The sequence below is a fragment of the Candidatus Bathyarchaeota archaeon genome, from assembly GCA_026014735.1.
Classification (GTDB): domain Archaea; phylum Thermoproteota; class Bathyarchaeia; order Bathyarchaeales; family Bathycorpusculaceae; genus Bathycorpusculum.
Window position 1 is genome coordinate 1 of sequence record JAOZHT010000004.1, and the last position, 16,400, is coordinate 16,400.

General features: G+C 48.2%; 19 protein-coding genes. 10 read left to right on the plus strand and 9 right to left on the minus strand.

The window, feature by feature from the left end; all coding sequences use genetic code 11:
- Window positions 1-2,552 (minus strand): hypothetical protein (locus NWE93_12475; protein MCW4001044.1); only part of this gene is annotated, 2,552 nt, incomplete at its 3' end.
- A gap of 206 nt (window positions 2,553-2,758) precedes the next feature.
- On the opposite strand from NWE93_12475, the gene NWE93_12480 reads away from it, so the two are divergent.
- From NWE93_12480 to NWE93_12510, 7 genes are all read left to right on the plus strand, one after another.
- The gene (locus tag NWE93_12480; protein ID MCW4001045.1) at window positions 2,759-3,883 is read left to right on the plus strand and encodes a hypothetical protein; all 1,125 of its coding nucleotides are present in this window, start codon (window positions 2,759-2,761) and stop codon (window positions 3,881-3,883) included.
- A gap of 741 nt (window positions 3,884-4,624) precedes the next feature.
- Entirely contained in the window at window positions 4,625-5,248 is a 624-nt protein-coding gene (locus NWE93_12485) for a hypothetical protein (GenBank protein MCW4001046.1), read from the plus strand.
- A 66-nt stretch (window positions 5,249-5,314) separates the two neighbouring features.
- Window positions 5,315-5,665: a hypothetical protein gene (locus NWE93_12490; protein MCW4001047.1), complete on the plus strand. Its 351-nt coding sequence runs from the start codon at window positions 5,315-5,317 to the stop codon at window positions 5,663-5,665.
- Window positions 5,666-5,676: 11 nt separating this feature from the next.
- On the plus strand, window positions 5,677-5,961 hold the full coding sequence (locus NWE93_12495; protein ID MCW4001048.1) for a hypothetical protein: 285 nt from the start codon (window positions 5,677-5,679) through the stop codon (window positions 5,959-5,961).
- A gap of 89 nt (window positions 5,962-6,050) precedes the next feature.
- Window positions 6,051-7,334, plus strand: coding sequence for a nickel-dependent lactate racemase (gene larA / locus NWE93_12500; protein MCW4001049.1), 1,284 nt, complete (start codon window positions 6,051-6,053; stop codon window positions 7,332-7,334).
- Window positions 7,335-7,430: 96 nt separating this feature from the next.
- Window positions 7,431-7,910, plus strand: coding sequence for a GNAT family N-acetyltransferase (locus NWE93_12505; GenBank protein MCW4001050.1), 480 nt, complete (start codon window positions 7,431-7,433; stop codon window positions 7,908-7,910).
- A 42-nt stretch (window positions 7,911-7,952) separates the two neighbouring features.
- Entirely contained in the window at window positions 7,953-9,134 is a 1,182-nt protein-coding gene (locus tag NWE93_12510) for a cation:proton antiporter (GenBank protein ID MCW4001051.1), read from the plus strand.
- On the opposite strand, the gene NWE93_12515 is transcribed toward NWE93_12510, so the two are convergent.
- Entirely contained in the window at window positions 9,127-9,765 is a 639-nt protein-coding gene (locus NWE93_12515; GenBank protein MCW4001052.1) for a hypothetical protein, read from the minus strand. The two genes, NWE93_12510 and NWE93_12515, sit on opposite strands and share 8 nt — an antisense overlap.
- A gap of 136 nt (window positions 9,766-9,901) precedes the next feature.
- Between NWE93_12515 and NWE93_12520 the strand changes: the two genes are divergently transcribed.
- Window positions 9,902-10,363, plus strand: coding sequence for a methylglyoxal synthase (locus tag NWE93_12520; protein MCW4001053.1), 462 nt, complete (start codon window positions 9,902-9,904; stop codon window positions 10,361-10,363).
- 78 nt (window positions 10,364-10,441) lie between these two features.
- Complete coding sequence (locus tag NWE93_12525; protein ID MCW4001054.1) at window positions 10,442-10,762, plus strand: hypothetical protein; 321 nt, start codon at window positions 10,442-10,444, stop codon at window positions 10,760-10,762.
- 178 nt (window positions 10,763-10,940) lie between these two features.
- On the opposite strand, the gene NWE93_12530 is transcribed toward NWE93_12525, so the two are convergent.
- From NWE93_12530 to NWE93_12555, 6 genes are all read right to left on the minus strand, one after another.
- Entirely contained in the window at window positions 10,941-11,795 is an 855-nt protein-coding gene (locus tag NWE93_12530) for a 50S ribosomal protein L10 (GenBank protein ID MCW4001055.1), read from the minus strand.
- Between the two features lie 16 nt (window positions 11,796-11,811).
- On the minus strand, window positions 11,812-12,462 hold the full coding sequence (locus NWE93_12535; GenBank protein MCW4001056.1) for a 50S ribosomal protein L1: 651 nt from the start codon (window positions 12,460-12,462) through the stop codon (window positions 11,812-11,814).
- A gap of 58 nt (window positions 12,463-12,520) precedes the next feature.
- On the minus strand, window positions 12,521-13,009 hold the full coding sequence (locus tag NWE93_12540; GenBank protein MCW4001057.1) for a 50S ribosomal protein L11: 489 nt from the start codon (window positions 13,007-13,009) through the stop codon (window positions 12,521-12,523).
- Between the two features lie 13 nt (window positions 13,010-13,022).
- Complete coding sequence (locus tag NWE93_12545; protein ID MCW4001058.1) at window positions 13,023-13,496, minus strand: transcription elongation factor Spt5; 474 nt, start codon at window positions 13,494-13,496, stop codon at window positions 13,023-13,025.
- 14 nt (window positions 13,497-13,510) lie between these two features.
- A complete protein-coding gene (locus NWE93_12550; protein MCW4001059.1) occupies window positions 13,511-13,687 on the minus strand; it encodes a protein translocase SEC61 complex subunit gamma in 177 nt (58 codons plus the stop codon).
- Window positions 13,688-13,804: 117 nt separating this feature from the next.
- Window positions 13,805-14,641: a D-aminoacyl-tRNA deacylase gene (locus NWE93_12555; GenBank protein ID MCW4001060.1), complete on the minus strand. Its 837-nt coding sequence runs from the start codon at window positions 14,639-14,641 to the stop codon at window positions 13,805-13,807.
- Window positions 14,642-14,756: 115 nt separating this feature from the next.
- Here NWE93_12555 and NWE93_12560 point away from each other — a divergent pair, with 115 nt between their 5' ends.
- Window positions 14,757-15,668: an ornithine carbamoyltransferase gene (locus NWE93_12560; protein MCW4001061.1), complete on the plus strand. Its 912-nt coding sequence runs from the start codon at window positions 14,757-14,759 to the stop codon at window positions 15,666-15,668.
- A 60-nt stretch (window positions 15,669-15,728) separates the two neighbouring features.
- Here NWE93_12560 and NWE93_12565 read toward each other — a convergent pair whose 3' ends face one another.
- The gene (locus NWE93_12565) at window positions 15,729-16,334 is read right to left on the minus strand and encodes a serine acetyltransferase (GenBank protein ID MCW4001062.1); all 606 of its coding nucleotides are present in this window, start codon (window positions 16,332-16,334) and stop codon (window positions 15,729-15,731) included.
- Between the last annotated feature and the right edge of the window lie 66 nt (window positions 16,335-16,400).

Below are 16,400 nucleotides of genomic sequence, written 5' to 3' on the forward strand. Positions count from 1 at the left end.
AGACAAGATTGAACCCCAGACAGCGAAGTACTACCTGAACCGCTAGAAGAAATTGACAAATTATAGTAAACTGGATCCCAGGTGTAATGCGCAACCAAATTCCCATCAGAAGTCAGCGGAATATTCCCCTGAGCATAATTCTGACCATTAAATGAAAAATAACTGAAAGCATAGTTATGCAACGACTCAACGCTGACAGAGTAGGTTTTACCGATTAACCTCTGATTTCCACAATAATGCGTTTCACCGCCCACGGTGAACTGAGGATATAAAACATCATTTTCATGACCAGACGTATCGCAGAAAGCAGAAAAATTCACACGGGGCTGATAGAGTTTTATATCGGCATTTCCATAAACGGCCATACGGCTATTTTCTCCAGTTGTTGAATTATGCCATTCGCCATCTCTATAAGTCGGCCATAAAGATGTGAAGCCATTCCACAGTGAGGATTCATCAAAATCCGTGTCTCCACTGAACGCGTCATGTGTGGCTAGGTCTAATGCGTTGTGTATTGTATTGTCTTCCGCCAAAGCATGGTAGAAAAAGCGACTCACCCAATACCAATATTGATAACCGCAGTTTTCAACTGTCTCATTTAAGGCAGCAGAACCCATTGGGAAGCCAATGTAGCAGTCAGGCCCATTATCTTTTGTGTATGCATGATAACCATCGCTGCTCATTTCATTAGCCGAAGGGTTACTTACTACTGCCTTGTGCATCCAAGCGAACGGCATACCCTGTGCATGAGTACCGTTTACAAATCCTCCTTCGCCCATCACTGGATACTCAATTCCATGGTATGTATCAACCCACTGGTCGATTCTTGCTGACAAGCAGGTATTTATGAAGGCGAAGAATGTGTTGTCGGTTGTATGATTATAAATTTCTTGATCATATACCCCATACTCAGGGTGGTCTGCGGGCTCGGGATGAAAAGTTGTTGTTGTAAAAGTTCCTCGCTGGTCTTCTATCATATAATGGAATTCACCGTTTACTATGTTGCCGACTCCGTGGTCAAAGTCAACTACTGCCATCTGAGGATAGTTGGAAGCAAGATAGGTTATTTTGCTCAGAATTGCATCTTTATTTGAGCCTGAATTCTGTACTCCTTGATTATCTATTTCTGGACCGGGGAAATTGTAGCTGTTGTTTGTAAACAGACTTGCGATGTATAAGGCAAGGCATTGTTGGGCACCAACTTCATCATTTGATTTGCGCCAGCTTTCGCCTGTATTGGGCGGATTTCTTGAGGCTGAGCTTTCAGAACCCCAAACACTTGCACCACCTGTAGCACCCATGACTGGCTCCGAGATTACAGTAACCAGAAGAGGGGAAAGTACTAAGAGACAAAGCAATAACCTACTAATTTTAAAACGTCTTAACTTAGTCAGTCCTTTAAAAGAAAATGGTTTTTTCTCAAGGAGAACATAGGCTGATACTGACGAAAGAAAAACTCCTGTAAATACAGTGAGCGCTATTAGAGGTAATGCCAATATGAAGGCACCTTCACTTGTTAAGGCCTCGGGTTGCTCTGTTGATGCGTTTTCATTGCCTGCAAAAGGAAGTAGTCCAGTCGGTGGCTCCATTGTTGAAATTCTTTGATGAATATAGCAGACTTCCTTTGTGTCTGCCCAGACATAAACGTTAAAGCCATAAACGTAACCAGGGTAAAATTTATCCAGGCACACCCAAACGTGATACATTGGATAAAGCTCAAGAGCGTCTTGACCGCGTGCTTTGTCAGCATCTACATATATGGACGGAGCAAAGAGTTTCTCCACTATCATGCCGTTGGTTACATTAAATTTTATCCCGCCGATGGTTCCTGGTTGCGAACTATCGGGCGAGTAAAGCTTAACTTTAGAAATCGCAATTTCTATTGCTTCTGATTCAGAGAGAGTTATTTTTGTGTTGCTTATAGGGTATAGGTTCCAGTTGTCAATGAAATATTTGAGGAAGCCATTCTCATAACGCAGGGCAACGCATTTGTTCGGCGCTTCTATGCCGTTGCACACGTATGTCCATCTAAAGGTCATACCTTCTGATACAGATGTTATGTTTAGCTTGATATTTTGGGAAATTTTTGATGTATTTGTATTTATATCCTCTTTTACTATCATACTGCTTAATTCTTGGTAGAAAGAGTTACCAGTTTGGACTTGGTAATTGCTGAGAAAGTCCCGTGCCATCGTGATAGTATCGGCGCCATGCAATTTTGCTGAGGGCGAACCCTCGTTAGTTGAAACATAAATCATTTGCAATGAGCCTTTTACGAAAGTACAGCGTGTATCCAGATTGCTGCTTGGGCTACTCAAAATTGTATAGACAGTATCTTGAGGAAGATTCCCCTGATACAAGTCACTAGAATATAGTGATGTTGAGATATTATAGTGTGATAAGTCAACGCCCAGAACATTTTCTAAAGTTAGAATTGTCTTTTGTTGACTTGTAGGCTCTGCTGCTTTAACACTTGGAATAGATGTAACTACAATCGAGGAAAGGATTGAAAGAACAATTATCGACATTATAAGTCGGGTTTTTTTCGTCATTCTTTATCACTTCATGCGCTTATTGAAAGCAAACAAGCAAGGTTCTACAAGTCAAGATTGCGCATGTCGCTTTTATATTTTACTAATAATTCGTTCAGAAAAACAATTATATTTTTGAACAACATTCAATACTACATACATCGCATTTAATACATCAAATAGTAAAATATATATCTGCAAACTGAGATTAGAAGATTGGTGAGTTGATGAGAAGAATAGGCGTTCTTTTGCTTGCCATAGTTCTTATAGTTCCTTGCACGATGATTTTCAACCCTGTAACTGCGGCTACATCGGATGACTCATGGGAAACTAAAGCGCAGATGCCTATTGCTTCCTCCGGTTTAGGCGCAGCAGTTTGCAATGAAAAGATATACGCTATCGGCGGTTACGATGAAAAATGGAAATTAACTGGGACAAATCAGATGTATAACCCATCAAGCGACAGCTGGACTATTCAGGCATCGATGCCTACCCCGCGGTCGTTTTTCGGAATAGCAGTTTGCCAAAATAAGATTTATGTTATTGGAGGCGCCAACAAATCCGGACTTGTTCCCTTTTCAAATATCCTTGAAGTCACTGGAGTGACCAACATAAATGAAGTCTACGACCCCGCAACTAATACTTGGCAGACTATGTCGCCTATGCCTACACCTCGAAGCAATATACAGACAAATGTCGTGGAAAATAAAATCTACGTTACGGGGGGATTTACTTTTCCCAATTTTGAACTTATCAATTCTATGGAGGTTTATGATCCCCTGACGGACTCTTGGTCAAATATGTCACCGATGCCAATCCATCAGAGCAAGTTTTCTTCAGTCGTTTACAACGATAAAATATACTGCATAAACGATAATATCACCCAAATATTTGATCCTAAAACAGACACCTGGACCTCCGCAAGCCCACCACCCGACTCGGTTTATCAGAGTGCGGCAGGCGCCACAACGGAAACGACGATCACACGGTTATATTTCTTCAGTGGAGGGACTAATTTTGATTTAACCCAAATCTATGATCCAGCCCGCAACATTTGGACTCAAGGTGTCTCTATGCTTTCACCGCGAATCGACGCGGCAGTTGCAGTATTTAATGATACCTTTTTCTTGATGGGGGGAACGGAACCGAATTATGCCAAAATTCTTGCGGTCAACGAAAAATACCTCCCTGCCGATTATGGAGGCTCCGATGACCAAGAAACCTTGACGGAATCAGCATCCTCCGACCAAACGCAAACCTTCCACACAACATTACTTGCAGCCACAGCTGTAGCAATCGCACTCGTGACTATTGGGCTGGCTGCATATTTTAGGAAAAACAAGCACACTTAGCAACTTTCAGGCACATCCCCATCGCCCAAACAGGGGCAGCCAGATAAAATAGGGCAACAGCAACCGCTATCAGGGTAGATACCGCGCAGTTATGGTGGTGCTGTAGCTGGGCGAAAAGTACACCGAACACTCACATTTCGGGTTCGGAAGAAATCCACAGGTCTGGAGGTTTGCCTGCTCAAGCAAGCGCAGTATGTCCTATGCGAGGAGCTTGGCAAAAAATGGTGTTGAGGTTCCAGTGGAAGAGGGGGTTTTTTGCGGTTTTGCTATCATTTTTGACTATTTGCGCGGTGATGCTGTGGTTTGCATTCCCAAGGTTTCTAGTCAGGTTCATGTCAACAATTCTTAAATATATAGAAAGCGGAAGGTTCGCTAAAGTGATAGTAGCCTAAGAAGGGGCAGACTGGCGGGTCGGAGATGGAAGGCGCAAGTGACTCCGGATGGAGCCAGTTAAGCCGAATTCATCCCTCTTGCCCAGTTCCTAGGCAACTATCTTAGCGAAAGTTTAGTTCATTACACTATAAATACTTACCGTTAAATTTTAACAACCCAGACAGCGATTGTTTATTTTCAATATGTTTTCACAATACACTTTAGCATTTCCCACTAATAAGAAGGCAAACCACAGAAACACAGCGCCCAAAGCACCAAAAAACAGCCGCAGAAGCGCACGGCCAAACAGACTAAAAGAAATTTATGTCCCAACAAACAAATCTAACACACAGCAGAGGATGGAAAAGAATGGCGGAGAAACCAATCACGGAACGCAGCAAAGAAACCCTCGCATGGATCCAAAAACAGCAGAAAACAAACGGGCTAGGCATGGTTGAAACCGAAAAGGTCCCCGACCAAGCCGCCGTGCGTTATCTGCTCCGCAAAGGCGACGTGTTTGAGCCGCAGGAAGGCATGATAAAATCCATGGCGGAACCCGAATCCGAGGAGGCAGGCGAATTCCCCGACCATGCACCATGGGTCTGGAGAACCCCTAAGCCCAAACGCAAAGGCGACATACCCGAACCGTACGAGTATTTGGCTTACCCCGACTGGACGGTGCTGCCCTCTGCGGTGGCGGAGGCACTGCGGGGCATGGGCTTCTCCGGCGCACCCTTCCTCTACGAGGGCTACAGCTACCGCAAAATGATGGGCGGCGCGCTACGACGCAAGATGGTGGGCACCCACTCTAAAGAGGAACTGCTTGCGGAGCTGAGTCTTCGGGGCAAGTCAGATGCGGAGGTGGCTGCGCTTAAGCAGAAAATCGAGGATGCCGCTGAGGAATGCAGGGGCAACAAGACGGTCACCGAGGTGGAGGTTGCCGAGGGCATTGTGTATTACCCCAAAGACGGCAGCGTTGGGTTTGCTGAATAGTGCAAGAAGTGTTAAATATGGAAATCACTGATTAACTGATGTTTATCTTAGCTGCGGATGAATAGTATGAAGCCAAATTTGCTGACGTTTGATGACGTTATTGTTTCTCAGGGCGCCAAAAAAGCGAAGACCCCACGAGTCGGGAAAGTAGAGTTTAAAAGCATCAGGGTGAAGGGTAAAACCCTCAAGTTTACCGAGGCTATAGTCGCCGATGTTTCTTCAGAGGGTAAAGTGTATTCTTGTACGAACAGGGATTTCGGCATCGTTGTAATGTCCCCTAACTTGCAGGACTGCATAAGAAGCTTCGAGGATGAAATACGCTTCATCTACAGCGAATATGCATTAGAAAGTGACGAAAAGTTAACGGCTGATGCAAGAGACCTCAAGAGTAAGATACTAAGCCGCGTTAAATCTTAGGCGTTGCTTGCATGGCAACTCTTAAGGCAAGAGAAGTAATCAGCAGCCTAAAAAAGAAGGGTTTCCTCCAATCTGAGGGCGACCACACCTACTTTGTTTTACACGTCAGCGGTAAAAAAACTTCAATCCGCACAAAAGTAAGCCATGGAAAAACCGAGTTGGATGAGTATCTGCTGCATATGATGTCACTCCAGGTTAAACTGGAAAAAAGACAGTTCGCTGATTTGGTTAATTGCCCACTTTCAGCACAAGATTACCTGAGAATTTTAGAGGCACAGGGCTACCGTTTTACTTGAGGCTTTATTTACATACAGCGCACTGTTGCTTTGATAAGGCTTAATAGTTTCTTGCGCCGAGTACATCTAAACTGCCAGTGTGACTTGTCATGGTTGATGTTTGGTTACCCTACGGAAAAACCGACGTGTGCGTACGTGTCCCAGCCCGCAACCTGCTCGGAACCATCGAGCCTAAAGAGACCGCTGCGGCGCCGGACCAGAAAGCCGAAATAGAACGGGCCCTGCATGAACCTATCGGCGCCAAGCGCCTATCGGAAATCGCCACGGCTGACTCTAAAGTCGCCATCGTCGTGGATGACCACACCCGCAAAGCCCCCAGCGAGCGGATGCTGCTGCCTGTGCTATCGGAGCTTAACTTGGCAGGCGTCAAAGACGAGAACGTCACAGTAATTTTTGGCTGCGGAACCCACCGCGCCGTCACAGCCGAGGAAGCCAAGGAGCTGCTAGGCGAAGAAGCCCTAAGACGCGTCAAAACGGTGAGCCACTGCTGCACCGGCGAGGACGCCGTGTATGTGGGCACCACCAAAACCTACGGCAACAAGGTCTACGTTAACCGGGTTTTCGCGGAAGCCGACGTTAAGGTGCTGCTGGGCGATGTGAATTACCATTACTATGCGGGTTATGGGGGAGGCAGAAAGAGCCTGCTGCCCGCGGTTTGCAGCCAGGAAACCATCAAGCAGAACCATGCCCTGCTGCTTTCTGCTGCTGCCAAAACAGGCAACCTTGAGGATAACCCTGTGCATGTTGATATGATGGAGGCGGCGCGGCTGGCGAAGGTGGATTTCATCGTTAACGTGGTGGAGAACAAGAAGGGCGAGATCGTGCGGGCATTCGCCGGCGACTTAGAAGCCGCCTTTCTGGAGGCTACTAAGCTGGTGGATGAGATGTACCGCGTCACGGTGGATCGACGCGCCGACATCGTTGTGGTCAGCGCAGGCGGGCACCCAGCCGACATTAACCTCTACCAGGCCTACAAGGGACTCGATAACGCGTTGGATGCGGTGAAGCGGGGCGGCGTCATAATTCTTGTGGCGGAGTGCCCCGAGGGACATGGCAACCAGGTTTTCTATGACTGGATGATTAAGCTGCCCGACATCAAAGCCATGGAGCGCGAGGTTAAACGCAACTTCGTGATGGGGGGACACAAAGCCTACTACCTGCTTAAGGCGCTGCAGAATCACCCCATAATCCTGGTTTCCTCGCTGCCGGATTACTACGCCACCAGCATCTTCAAGCTAAAAACCGCACGGGCCGTCAACGACGCCTTAGGCGAGGCTTTCAAGATTGCGGGGTCGGCTTCGAGGGTTTGGGCGATGCCGCAGGGCAGCTACACCCTTGCCGTGTTTAAAGCCCCCGAGGAAGGCAAAGCTTAAACTCACCGCCGCATGGTGTATGCCGCCTGTATGTTGCCTGCGTTAAGCGTAACCTTTAAGTTTCAACATATAAATCCTGTTAGGCAAGGCGAAACGATGCAAGAAACCTTTACCCTCCGCAAATTCGGCCCAGACGACCTGCAAGGCGTCATGCAAATCAACCGCGTCTGCCTCCCCGAGAACTACACAGACTTCTTTTTCGTTGACCTCCACCAGCGCTTCCCCGAAACCTTCATTGTGGCGGAGGAGAACGGCAAAATCGTAGGCTACATCATGTGCCGCATAGAAGTGGGCTTATCTAACTTCGGCTTCGGCGGCTTGGTCCGCAAGGGACATGTGGTTTCCATCGCGGTTATGCCGCAGGCAAGACGCAAGGGCGTGGCGAAGGCTCTGATTAATCGGGCGCTGCAGGGTATGGAGTACTATAAAGCTAAGCAGGGTTTTCTGGAGGTCCGCGTAACCAACGACGCCGCGATTACCCTGTATAAGAATTTGGGCTTTGAGATTACCCGCACCATTAACGGCTACTACAGTGACGGCGAAGACGCCTACGTTATGACTAAGCGTTTATCTTAGCCTAAAGAAACACATAAATTACTTAATTGCCGCTCTTAGGGTATGGCAACAGACCCAGCTTTCTTTATCCTGTTCGAGGTTGGGTTGTTAATTGTTATTTCTTCCCTCGGCTCAGAGCTATTCAAGAAGCTTAGACTCCCCGGGGTAATCGGCGCCATCTTAGTCGGACTCTTCATTGGGGGCCCGGGAGGATTGGGGCTTGTAACGGACTTGACAGTAATTAACATATTAGCAGCGTTGGGTTCGATTTTAATCCTCTTTGTCACGGGTTTAGAGTTTGATGCTGCAGCCTTTTGGAAGGTAGGCAGCAAAGCCTTCCTGCTTACCACCATCGGGGTGATTCTATCAATCGTCCTGGGATTTGGAATCGGGTTGGCGCTGGGGTGGACCTGGCAAGCCGCCATCCTTTTAGGAGCCGTATTAGCACCCAGCGGAACCAGCGTGATAGCCGCGGTTCTCAGCTCCGAGGGCGCCGTAGATTCAAAAGTGGGGTCAACACTGATAACGGCAGTTATCCTCGATGACATAGAGGGCATCCTTATCCTAACCGTGGTGCTGGGAATCATCACGGAAAACACGTTCTCAACCGCCAGTCTGCTGCGAGTAGGCGTCATTGCTACCCTGTTTATCTTCGTATCAATCTACATAGGCAGCAAAGTTTTTCCGCTGATAATCAAACGATTCGAACGCGTCCTATCAGATGAAGTCTTATTCGCGGTTCTGCTGGGCTTGGGGTTAATGCTGGCTTTTGTCGCCACACAAGTCGGATTAGCAGCAGTAACTGGAGCATTCATCATGGGCGCAATTATCCCCCACGCGAAAATAGGCGAGAAACTGGCAAACAGACTCTCCATGATGAAGGAAATCTTCGCGGCGGTTTTCTTCACCAGCATTGGGTTGGTGATTAGCCCCGCAGGCATCCTCGTGATGCTTCCAGTTGGCCTTCTAATTTTGGCAGTGGCGCTTGCAGCCAGATTCGGCGGCGGATGGATTGGCGGCCGATTAGCAGGATACAGAAATAAAACGTTGTGGGCAGTAACAGTCGGGCTTGCGGTGAGAGCGGAAATGTCCTTTATCATCGCCTACGAAGGGGTAGCAACGGGTATCGTGGGCACGGAATTCTTGGCTTTAACAGCCATAGTTGTGATTGGCTCAATGATAGTTGTTCTGCCGCTCTTTACTCGCCTAATTAGAGCCGTCACAGCAGCAAACCCCCCTAAGTAGCTTGCAGAGCCAGATAGGGCTTAGATGCAGAAAACAGGCGCTTTATGGTTAAAGGAACAACAAAATCCAACACAACAACTACGGCAAGCAACCCAAACCGCACATCCACCGCTAAAGCAGCAGTGTCCACGAAAACCTGGAAGTTCTGGGCGCCCGCCACCAGATTCATCGACGCCATCCAAAGCGTCAAAGCCGTCAGCGGCACAGCGGCGATGAGTGAAATTTTTTCTTTTAGCCGAAAAAGCAGCACATAGGAGAACGCCAACACGGGACCATAAAATGCCAGCGCACCCAGGATGCCCAGGGGCCAGCCCAGCGGGTTAAGCTCGATGGCAAGGCCTGTGACGTTGATGGCGTAGAAGGTAGTTATCAAATCCAGGCTCCAGAACGCCAACGCGGCGCCTTGGAAGGCAAAAAGCAGGTTATGCCAGCGGTGAGGGTCAGCTTTTTCTGGATGTGCCTGTGGGCGGAGTTTGAGGAGGGCTATGCTGGAGGCTGCAAGAATCAGAATCAGCAGGTAAAGCAGGCCCAGCCAGGCGTCTCCGCCGCGGATAAGCGCAGCCACATTGAATATCCAGACGATGCCGGTGGCGACTAGAAAGCCCTGGGCTAAACTTTTGATTGCCCCCATGTGAAGTATTCTCCCCAGGTTCCGCTAGGCAGCCGGCGGTAATAACTTTTATTCCCAAAAGCAGCCTGCAGGCACCTGTAGGACAACGCAACATATTAAAGCCGCTTGCCAGACGCGTATCAAGAGGAGACAACACTTGGTTAAGACCGCCCTGATTAAAACCAGAAAACGCATCGCCCTAATCGCCCACGACAACAAAAAAGAGGACATGCTGCAGTGGGCAAAATATAACTTGGGCACGCTCCAGAAACATGAGCTCTACGCAACAGGCACCACAGGCACGATGCTGCAAAGGGAGCTTGGGCTCAGCATTAACATTTTAGAGTCAGGCCCCTTGGGCGGCGACATGCAGGTTGGCGCACGCATAGCAGACGGCGACATTGATTTCCTGATTTTCTTCTGGGATCCCCTTGCACAGTTGCCCCATGACCCCGACGTAAAAGCTCTTCTGCGGGTAGCCGTGGTCTGGAATATCCCGGTGGCGTGTAATCGCAGTTCAGCGGACTTCTTGATTTCTTCACCGCTTATGTGCGAGGACTACGTGCGCAAAATCACTGACTACGAATGCTACCGCCACCGCCTCGACAGGCAAATTTAGCCTCTGCCCTATTGGCGGTCAATACAGGATGCAAACCATTAAATAACCTCCCAACTTATCTTTTTTAGGGATGTTATTTTGGATTTCTTATCAACCCTTCAGATAGTGATACCTACTGACCCCGCTACTTTGCTGTGGATACTTATCGCACTGATAATCGTTGGGTTAGTCGTGATTGTCGTCATCGGTTTCCTACTTGCTTTTCCAATCGCAGTGTTGGCAGCGGTTCTGGTCTGGTTCCTTACAGGCGGAGACCTATTCTTGACTGCGGTGACTTTTCTGGTGGTTGCTTTAGTTTCGGCGATAGTGGGCAAAGCATGGCGTGCCAGCCGCCACAACCATGACCATACCCATGAACATGAACATGAACACGAGCATGAACATGAGCACTTAGACTAACACTTGATGCACAGACACAGCTTTCTTCTTTGTTCCGTAGAAAACGCAACTGTTAATCAATCCTGTAGACACCCGGCTATAGCAAAACGAGGCTATGTATGTATCTAAAGGTTAAGAGATAAAAATGGCGTAAGCCCGATCGGGCTAACTCAATTTTTAAGAAAAGGAAAGGGGTGGGTTAAGCTGCTGGCTTAACTTTCTGGTTGATGCAGGATGCTTCTGCGTTGGCTTTGCGGATGAGGTCACCGATGGTTTCTTTAGTTGGGATGGCTGCGCCCACGGAGAGCGAGACTGCTTTCTGGTGTGCCTGCTGGAGCAGTGGCTTGATTGTGTCTTTGCATGGGTAACCGACGCTAAGCGCCAAAGCGAAGGCTTCCTGGTTGCTGGACTCCACCTGTCTGCGGGTGGCTGCAACGTCAACCTTGAGTTGGTCGCCGGTGATCATTAATCCGTTATCGAAGACCGCGCGCATGGATATGCCTAATTCAACGGCTTTTATGCCCAGCTTCGAGAGGACACCTGCCAAACGCTCGTTGATGGGTTCGCCTCTGCGGACAACCAACGTGTCTTTGCTGACCCAGACGCTACCGTTTTCGATGCGTGTAGGTAACCCGACTGCGTTAAGTTGACTGATGACTGGTCCTGGAGGTTGACCGGTGTTGCTTGCGGGAATAACCACATCGTCTGCGGCTATGTCGCCGGCTTTAGCGGTGGTTTTTACTTTGCCGCGTTCCAAAAGCAACGCAAGCTTGAAGGGGTTAAGGTCGGTGAAGAGGAAAACGTTTGATCCCTCCAAGTATTCCTCGAGCTTCTTGAGTTCAGATTGGTTGAGTTCTTCGATGGCGATTTTAATTAGTGTGTTCTTGAGGACGCGCAGGTAAACTTGTCCGTGCATCGATTTCTTGAGTTCCTGCAGCTGTGAAGCGCGGACCTTCTGGAGGCTGGCGATGCCAACGGATTTGTATTCCTTAAAGATGTCTTTAATGGCTTCTACTTCGCTTGCTTTTTCATCTAATACTTGTTGGGACGGCATGATTCTTCTTCTCTGTTTATGGTTTAATTTTGACGGGTTCACCCATGCTGGTCTTGATGAACGCGTACTTTACGTTTTTGAGGCCACGTTTAAGTTTTCCATCCAGCATACGGAGAACAACCATGGTGTTGTCGGTCAGGTCCTCGTCGCTCATCTTCTGAGAACCAACAGACACCTGAATGATGGGTTGGTTACGCATGCGGACAACCACCGTTTTGCGGTGCTTACCAATCAACGCAGCGATGTCGGCGTTAGGTGGAACAGGAACAGGCATTTTGCCTCTTGGACCCAGAACGGGACCCAAAATCCTACCGACCAGAGGCATCAGAGGCGCTTCAGATATGAAGACGTCGTAGGTGGATGCGATTTTACGCAGTTCCTTCTTTTTGCCGTTTAACGCATCAAGATCGGCGCGTTCTATAACATGGTCAGCTTGAGAGTTCTTCGCTTTGAGGGCAAACTCGCCTGAAGCAATAACGCAGACCTTATTTGGTTTAAGGGTGTCGTGCGGAAGCTCAACAACCTCTTGGATTTTACCTTCTGGCGCCTTCATGTCGATTTCCTGAATGTCCAGAATCAGGTCTATGGTCTGGTTGAATTTTTTGTCTCCAGCTTGAGATTTTGCCTGTTTTATCGCTTCAGATATAGTCTTGTTGTCTAGGGGCATTTTTAAGCCTCGTGCCAATAGGGGATAAGAAACCCATTATAAAAATATTCGCCCAACATTAGTCGCTACCAAATAGGTTATCATAGTTGCCAGCGTCGATTTCTTTCTGGACATCTCGGGGGTCTTTGCCTTCAACGGTAACGCCGATGCTCACGCAGGTACCCAATAGCTCTTTGGCTGCATCCTTAATGTTCGAAGCCAAAAGCTGGGGACTCTTGATTTTGGCGATTTTAAGAATCTGCTCCATCGTGAGGTCGCCTGCTTTAACGGTGTTGGGAGTTCCGGAGCCCTTCTCGATTTTCAGTTCAGCGACGATGAGGGCGGATGAAGTGGGGGTGCCCACGGTTACCTCGAAGGTTTTATCTTCGGTGTCAACACTGACCTTGACTGGAACCTTCATTCCAGCGTATTCCTTGGTGACTTCGTTGATTTTGTTGACAATCGCCATGACGTTGACGCCTAAAGGACCCAAAGCTGGACCCAACGGGGGACCGGCGTTGGCTTGTCCGCCGCTAACGATTACTTCTACAACTTTCTTTTCTGGCATGTTTGTTTTCTCCTTATGCTTTTGCTTTTTCTACGAGTTTTACATAGTCTGAATGGACTGTAATGGGCAAAGTGAAGGTTGCCTCAAGCAACTCCAAGGTAACTTCGCCTTTAGATTTGTCGAGTCTTGTGATTTTCGCGCGCATTCCTTTGAAGGGTCCACCGGTGATTTCGACGACGTCGTCTTCATTGAGGTCCTCCATGACGGGTTTGCGGACGATGTAGCGTTCAATTTCGTTAAAGCTGATTAGCCCCGGAATTCGGCTGCGAACATGCCTGACTCCTGAGATGGCTTCCTCAACTAGGTGCGGTCCGTCTGCCTCTATGAAAACATAGCCTTTGAGGGTGTCGGGGACCAGAAGAGCCTTGATGGGTATATGGGTCATTTCTACCTTTGAGGCAATAAGCCGTGCCACGTTGCGTTCTTGACCTGTGGTGGTTTTCACTGCGAAAATCTTTACCTGTGAGAGCTCTTCTTTTTTATCCATGACGCCTATTCCTTCTATCCTGTTGCGCCGCCTAAAGCGAACGATAATAACTTTATTATAAAGCCGATTAAACCAATAGCGCCGATACCTAAGAAACTAATTTTTATGGATAACCAGAGTTCTTCGCGGTCCGGTTTCACAGCTAGCTTTAACGTCCTTGCCGCCTGCGTTAGCCAAGATTTTATACCCATATTTACCGCACACTCAAGATTTCATCAGCTATAATAAACATTGCTGTAATGTTTAGGTTTAAAAAACTACGGTGCCCCCACTTTTAAAGCTTCCCAAACAGGCGTACTTGAGGGGGCTTATATTTTCTGGTACGGCAGCCCCGCTGCCTCCAAAGCCGATAGAAGCCCAGGTTTATCTTCGCTCAGAATGCCCTTCCAGTCAAGCACTGCTAAACACACGTGTCCACTGGTTTTATCTATGCATTGCCGCAGCATATCCTCGTCGATCCTGGAAACAGCATGCTTGGGAACCATATGCCCAAACGCGGCTTGCCCCATAAGCGCCATAAGCGTGAACTTCTGGTTGTAATGGGTTCCGCCTATACCTAAAGCCACTGGAGAAGCAGCCTCGGTGAAGGTGGCAACTGCCGTCATGGCGCTATGAGCCACCGCCTCCGCCGCTTTGACATCCCCCCACTGAGCCTCAGAGCTGCCCAGCTCCACAAACATCGTGGGCAAATCCAAGCTGGGGCCATGGTGGGTGCACTCGTAGGAAACTTCGTATTGGAAAACGTTGAGGGGATCTTTGTAGTGGACGAGGGCTTTAAGGGCGGTCTGCATCGCCGTGGCAGGCGCCATCGAGAGGGTTTTTGATAAGCCGCCCAGTTCAGCGTCGCCAAAGTTACCTGTTGTATGGACGGAGAGGGTGGGTTTGCCGCTTTGGCTGCTGTGGCGCGAGAGAAAAACGCATAGGTCAGCTTTGGGAAAATCAGTTTGGAGATACTGGGCATTGACGGTTTCCTCTTCAAGGGTGATGAAGGTTACGGGGTGGTTGTTGATTGTGGCTTGGTAGATGGGGCTTTTCTGGTAGGTCTGAGGGGTTCGGGTGAAGTTGTACTGGGTAAGGATGGTTTTAGCGATGTTTACTCCTGCGGGGTCAAGGCTTGAATGAACAAGTAATATCACATCAGGCACATCCAAGTATCTATACACTTACAGCTAAAAAAGCTGTTTGGGTCAACTGCAAATGGAAGCTGCCATAAAGCTTATTATTGAATGCCCGATTGACCCTAATAGAGGCGCATAAAAGATGCATCTGCTCAACTTCAAGCAACTCCAAGGCAAAGACCTCCTAGACCTCGTTGATTTAGGCATACAAACCAAACAGAACCCCAAAAAGTACCTTAAAACCTTCGAAGGCAAATCGGCAGCGCTGATTTTCCAGAAAACAAGCACCCGCACCCGCGTCAGCTTCGAGGTTGCCATGACGCAGCTGGGGGGACATGGGCTTTTCATCGACTGGAGAAGCACCAACTTTACCTTAGCAGACATCGGCGACGAAATGCAGTACTTAAGTCGTAACGTGGACTGCATAATGGCACGTTTGCTCTACAACAGGGACCTCCAAAAGATGGCGGCGGCTTCTAAGGTGCCCGTGGTTAACGGCTGCGACGACATGTACCATCCCAGCCAAGCCCTCGCCGACCTCATCACCATCAAAGAGAAACATGGCAAACTGGAGGGGGCAAAGCTGGTTTACATCGGCGTGCACAACAACGTCACTAACAGCTTAATTGAAGCCTGCACCAAAACAGGCGTGAAACTGACCACTGTTACCCCGATTTTCAATGAGGCAGCACGAGACGAAGAGTTGCTGGCTGCCGCAAAAAAAACTGGGCTGTGGGAGTCAACGTTGGATGTGAAGGCGGCGGTTTCAGACGCAGACTTCGTTTACACCGACACATGGATCGACATGGAATTCTTCACTGACCCCAAATTCGAATCGGAAAAGGAGAAGCGCATCAAACTCATGATGCCCTACCAAATCAACTTAAAGCTGCTCAGCGGCTGCGACCCCTACATCATGCATGATATGCCCATCCACCGCGGCTACGAAATCAGCGCCGAAGCCATCAGTAACGCAAAATCAGTTATTTATCAGCAGGCGGAGAATCGGCTGTACTCGGCAAAAGCTATTTTCCTAAAGTTAATCGGCGCTTAATTGGCGATTTATTAAATCGCTGAGTGTCCGCTTTGGCTGTCCGAAAGGGTTTTTGAGGAATTATCGCGCCAGAATTGTTAGCGATGCTTCTTTGGTGATTAGTTCTGAACCGTGACTGAGCACTTTTCTAGCGGGCACTCCAGCTATGGTTATTCCCGGCTCCAGAAAAGATTTGGATACATAGGCGTTTGCGCCTATAGCTATTCCGTTAGCTATCGTAATCGGGCCAACCACCACAGCGTTAGGCCCTATGAAAACATGGTTGCCTATCTTAGGGGCTTGTTCATCTTTCGGTGAGCGACCCACTAAAACCCCCATTGAGATTCTGCAGTTTTCACCTATCGAGGCAGATTGGTTGATAACGATTGGCCCAGTGTATTGAGCTATGGATAAACCGGGGCCGCAGACATTTAACGGAATGTAGAAGTGCAGTTTCATGCTTAAATGGTAAAGCCTATAGCGAAGCCACTGAAAGTACAGTTTAGAGAGGAAGCCCTTTTTGCAGTTATTGTAGTATTCAGCTTTACGGAGAGCACGCTGGAATTTCCAGATGTCGTCTCCTACTAGTTTTGGTTTTTTACGTCCATGAAGAGTGTCACCAAGGGCTAAACGGTCTGCTTCCAAGAAAAACTCGTATTCATCTTTTGAAGAGATAACACGATTCATTTTAGTCACTCAGGCTAACGTTGAGTTTTGTTTATAAAAGCTTATTCCCAGCAAAAGCCGATAATA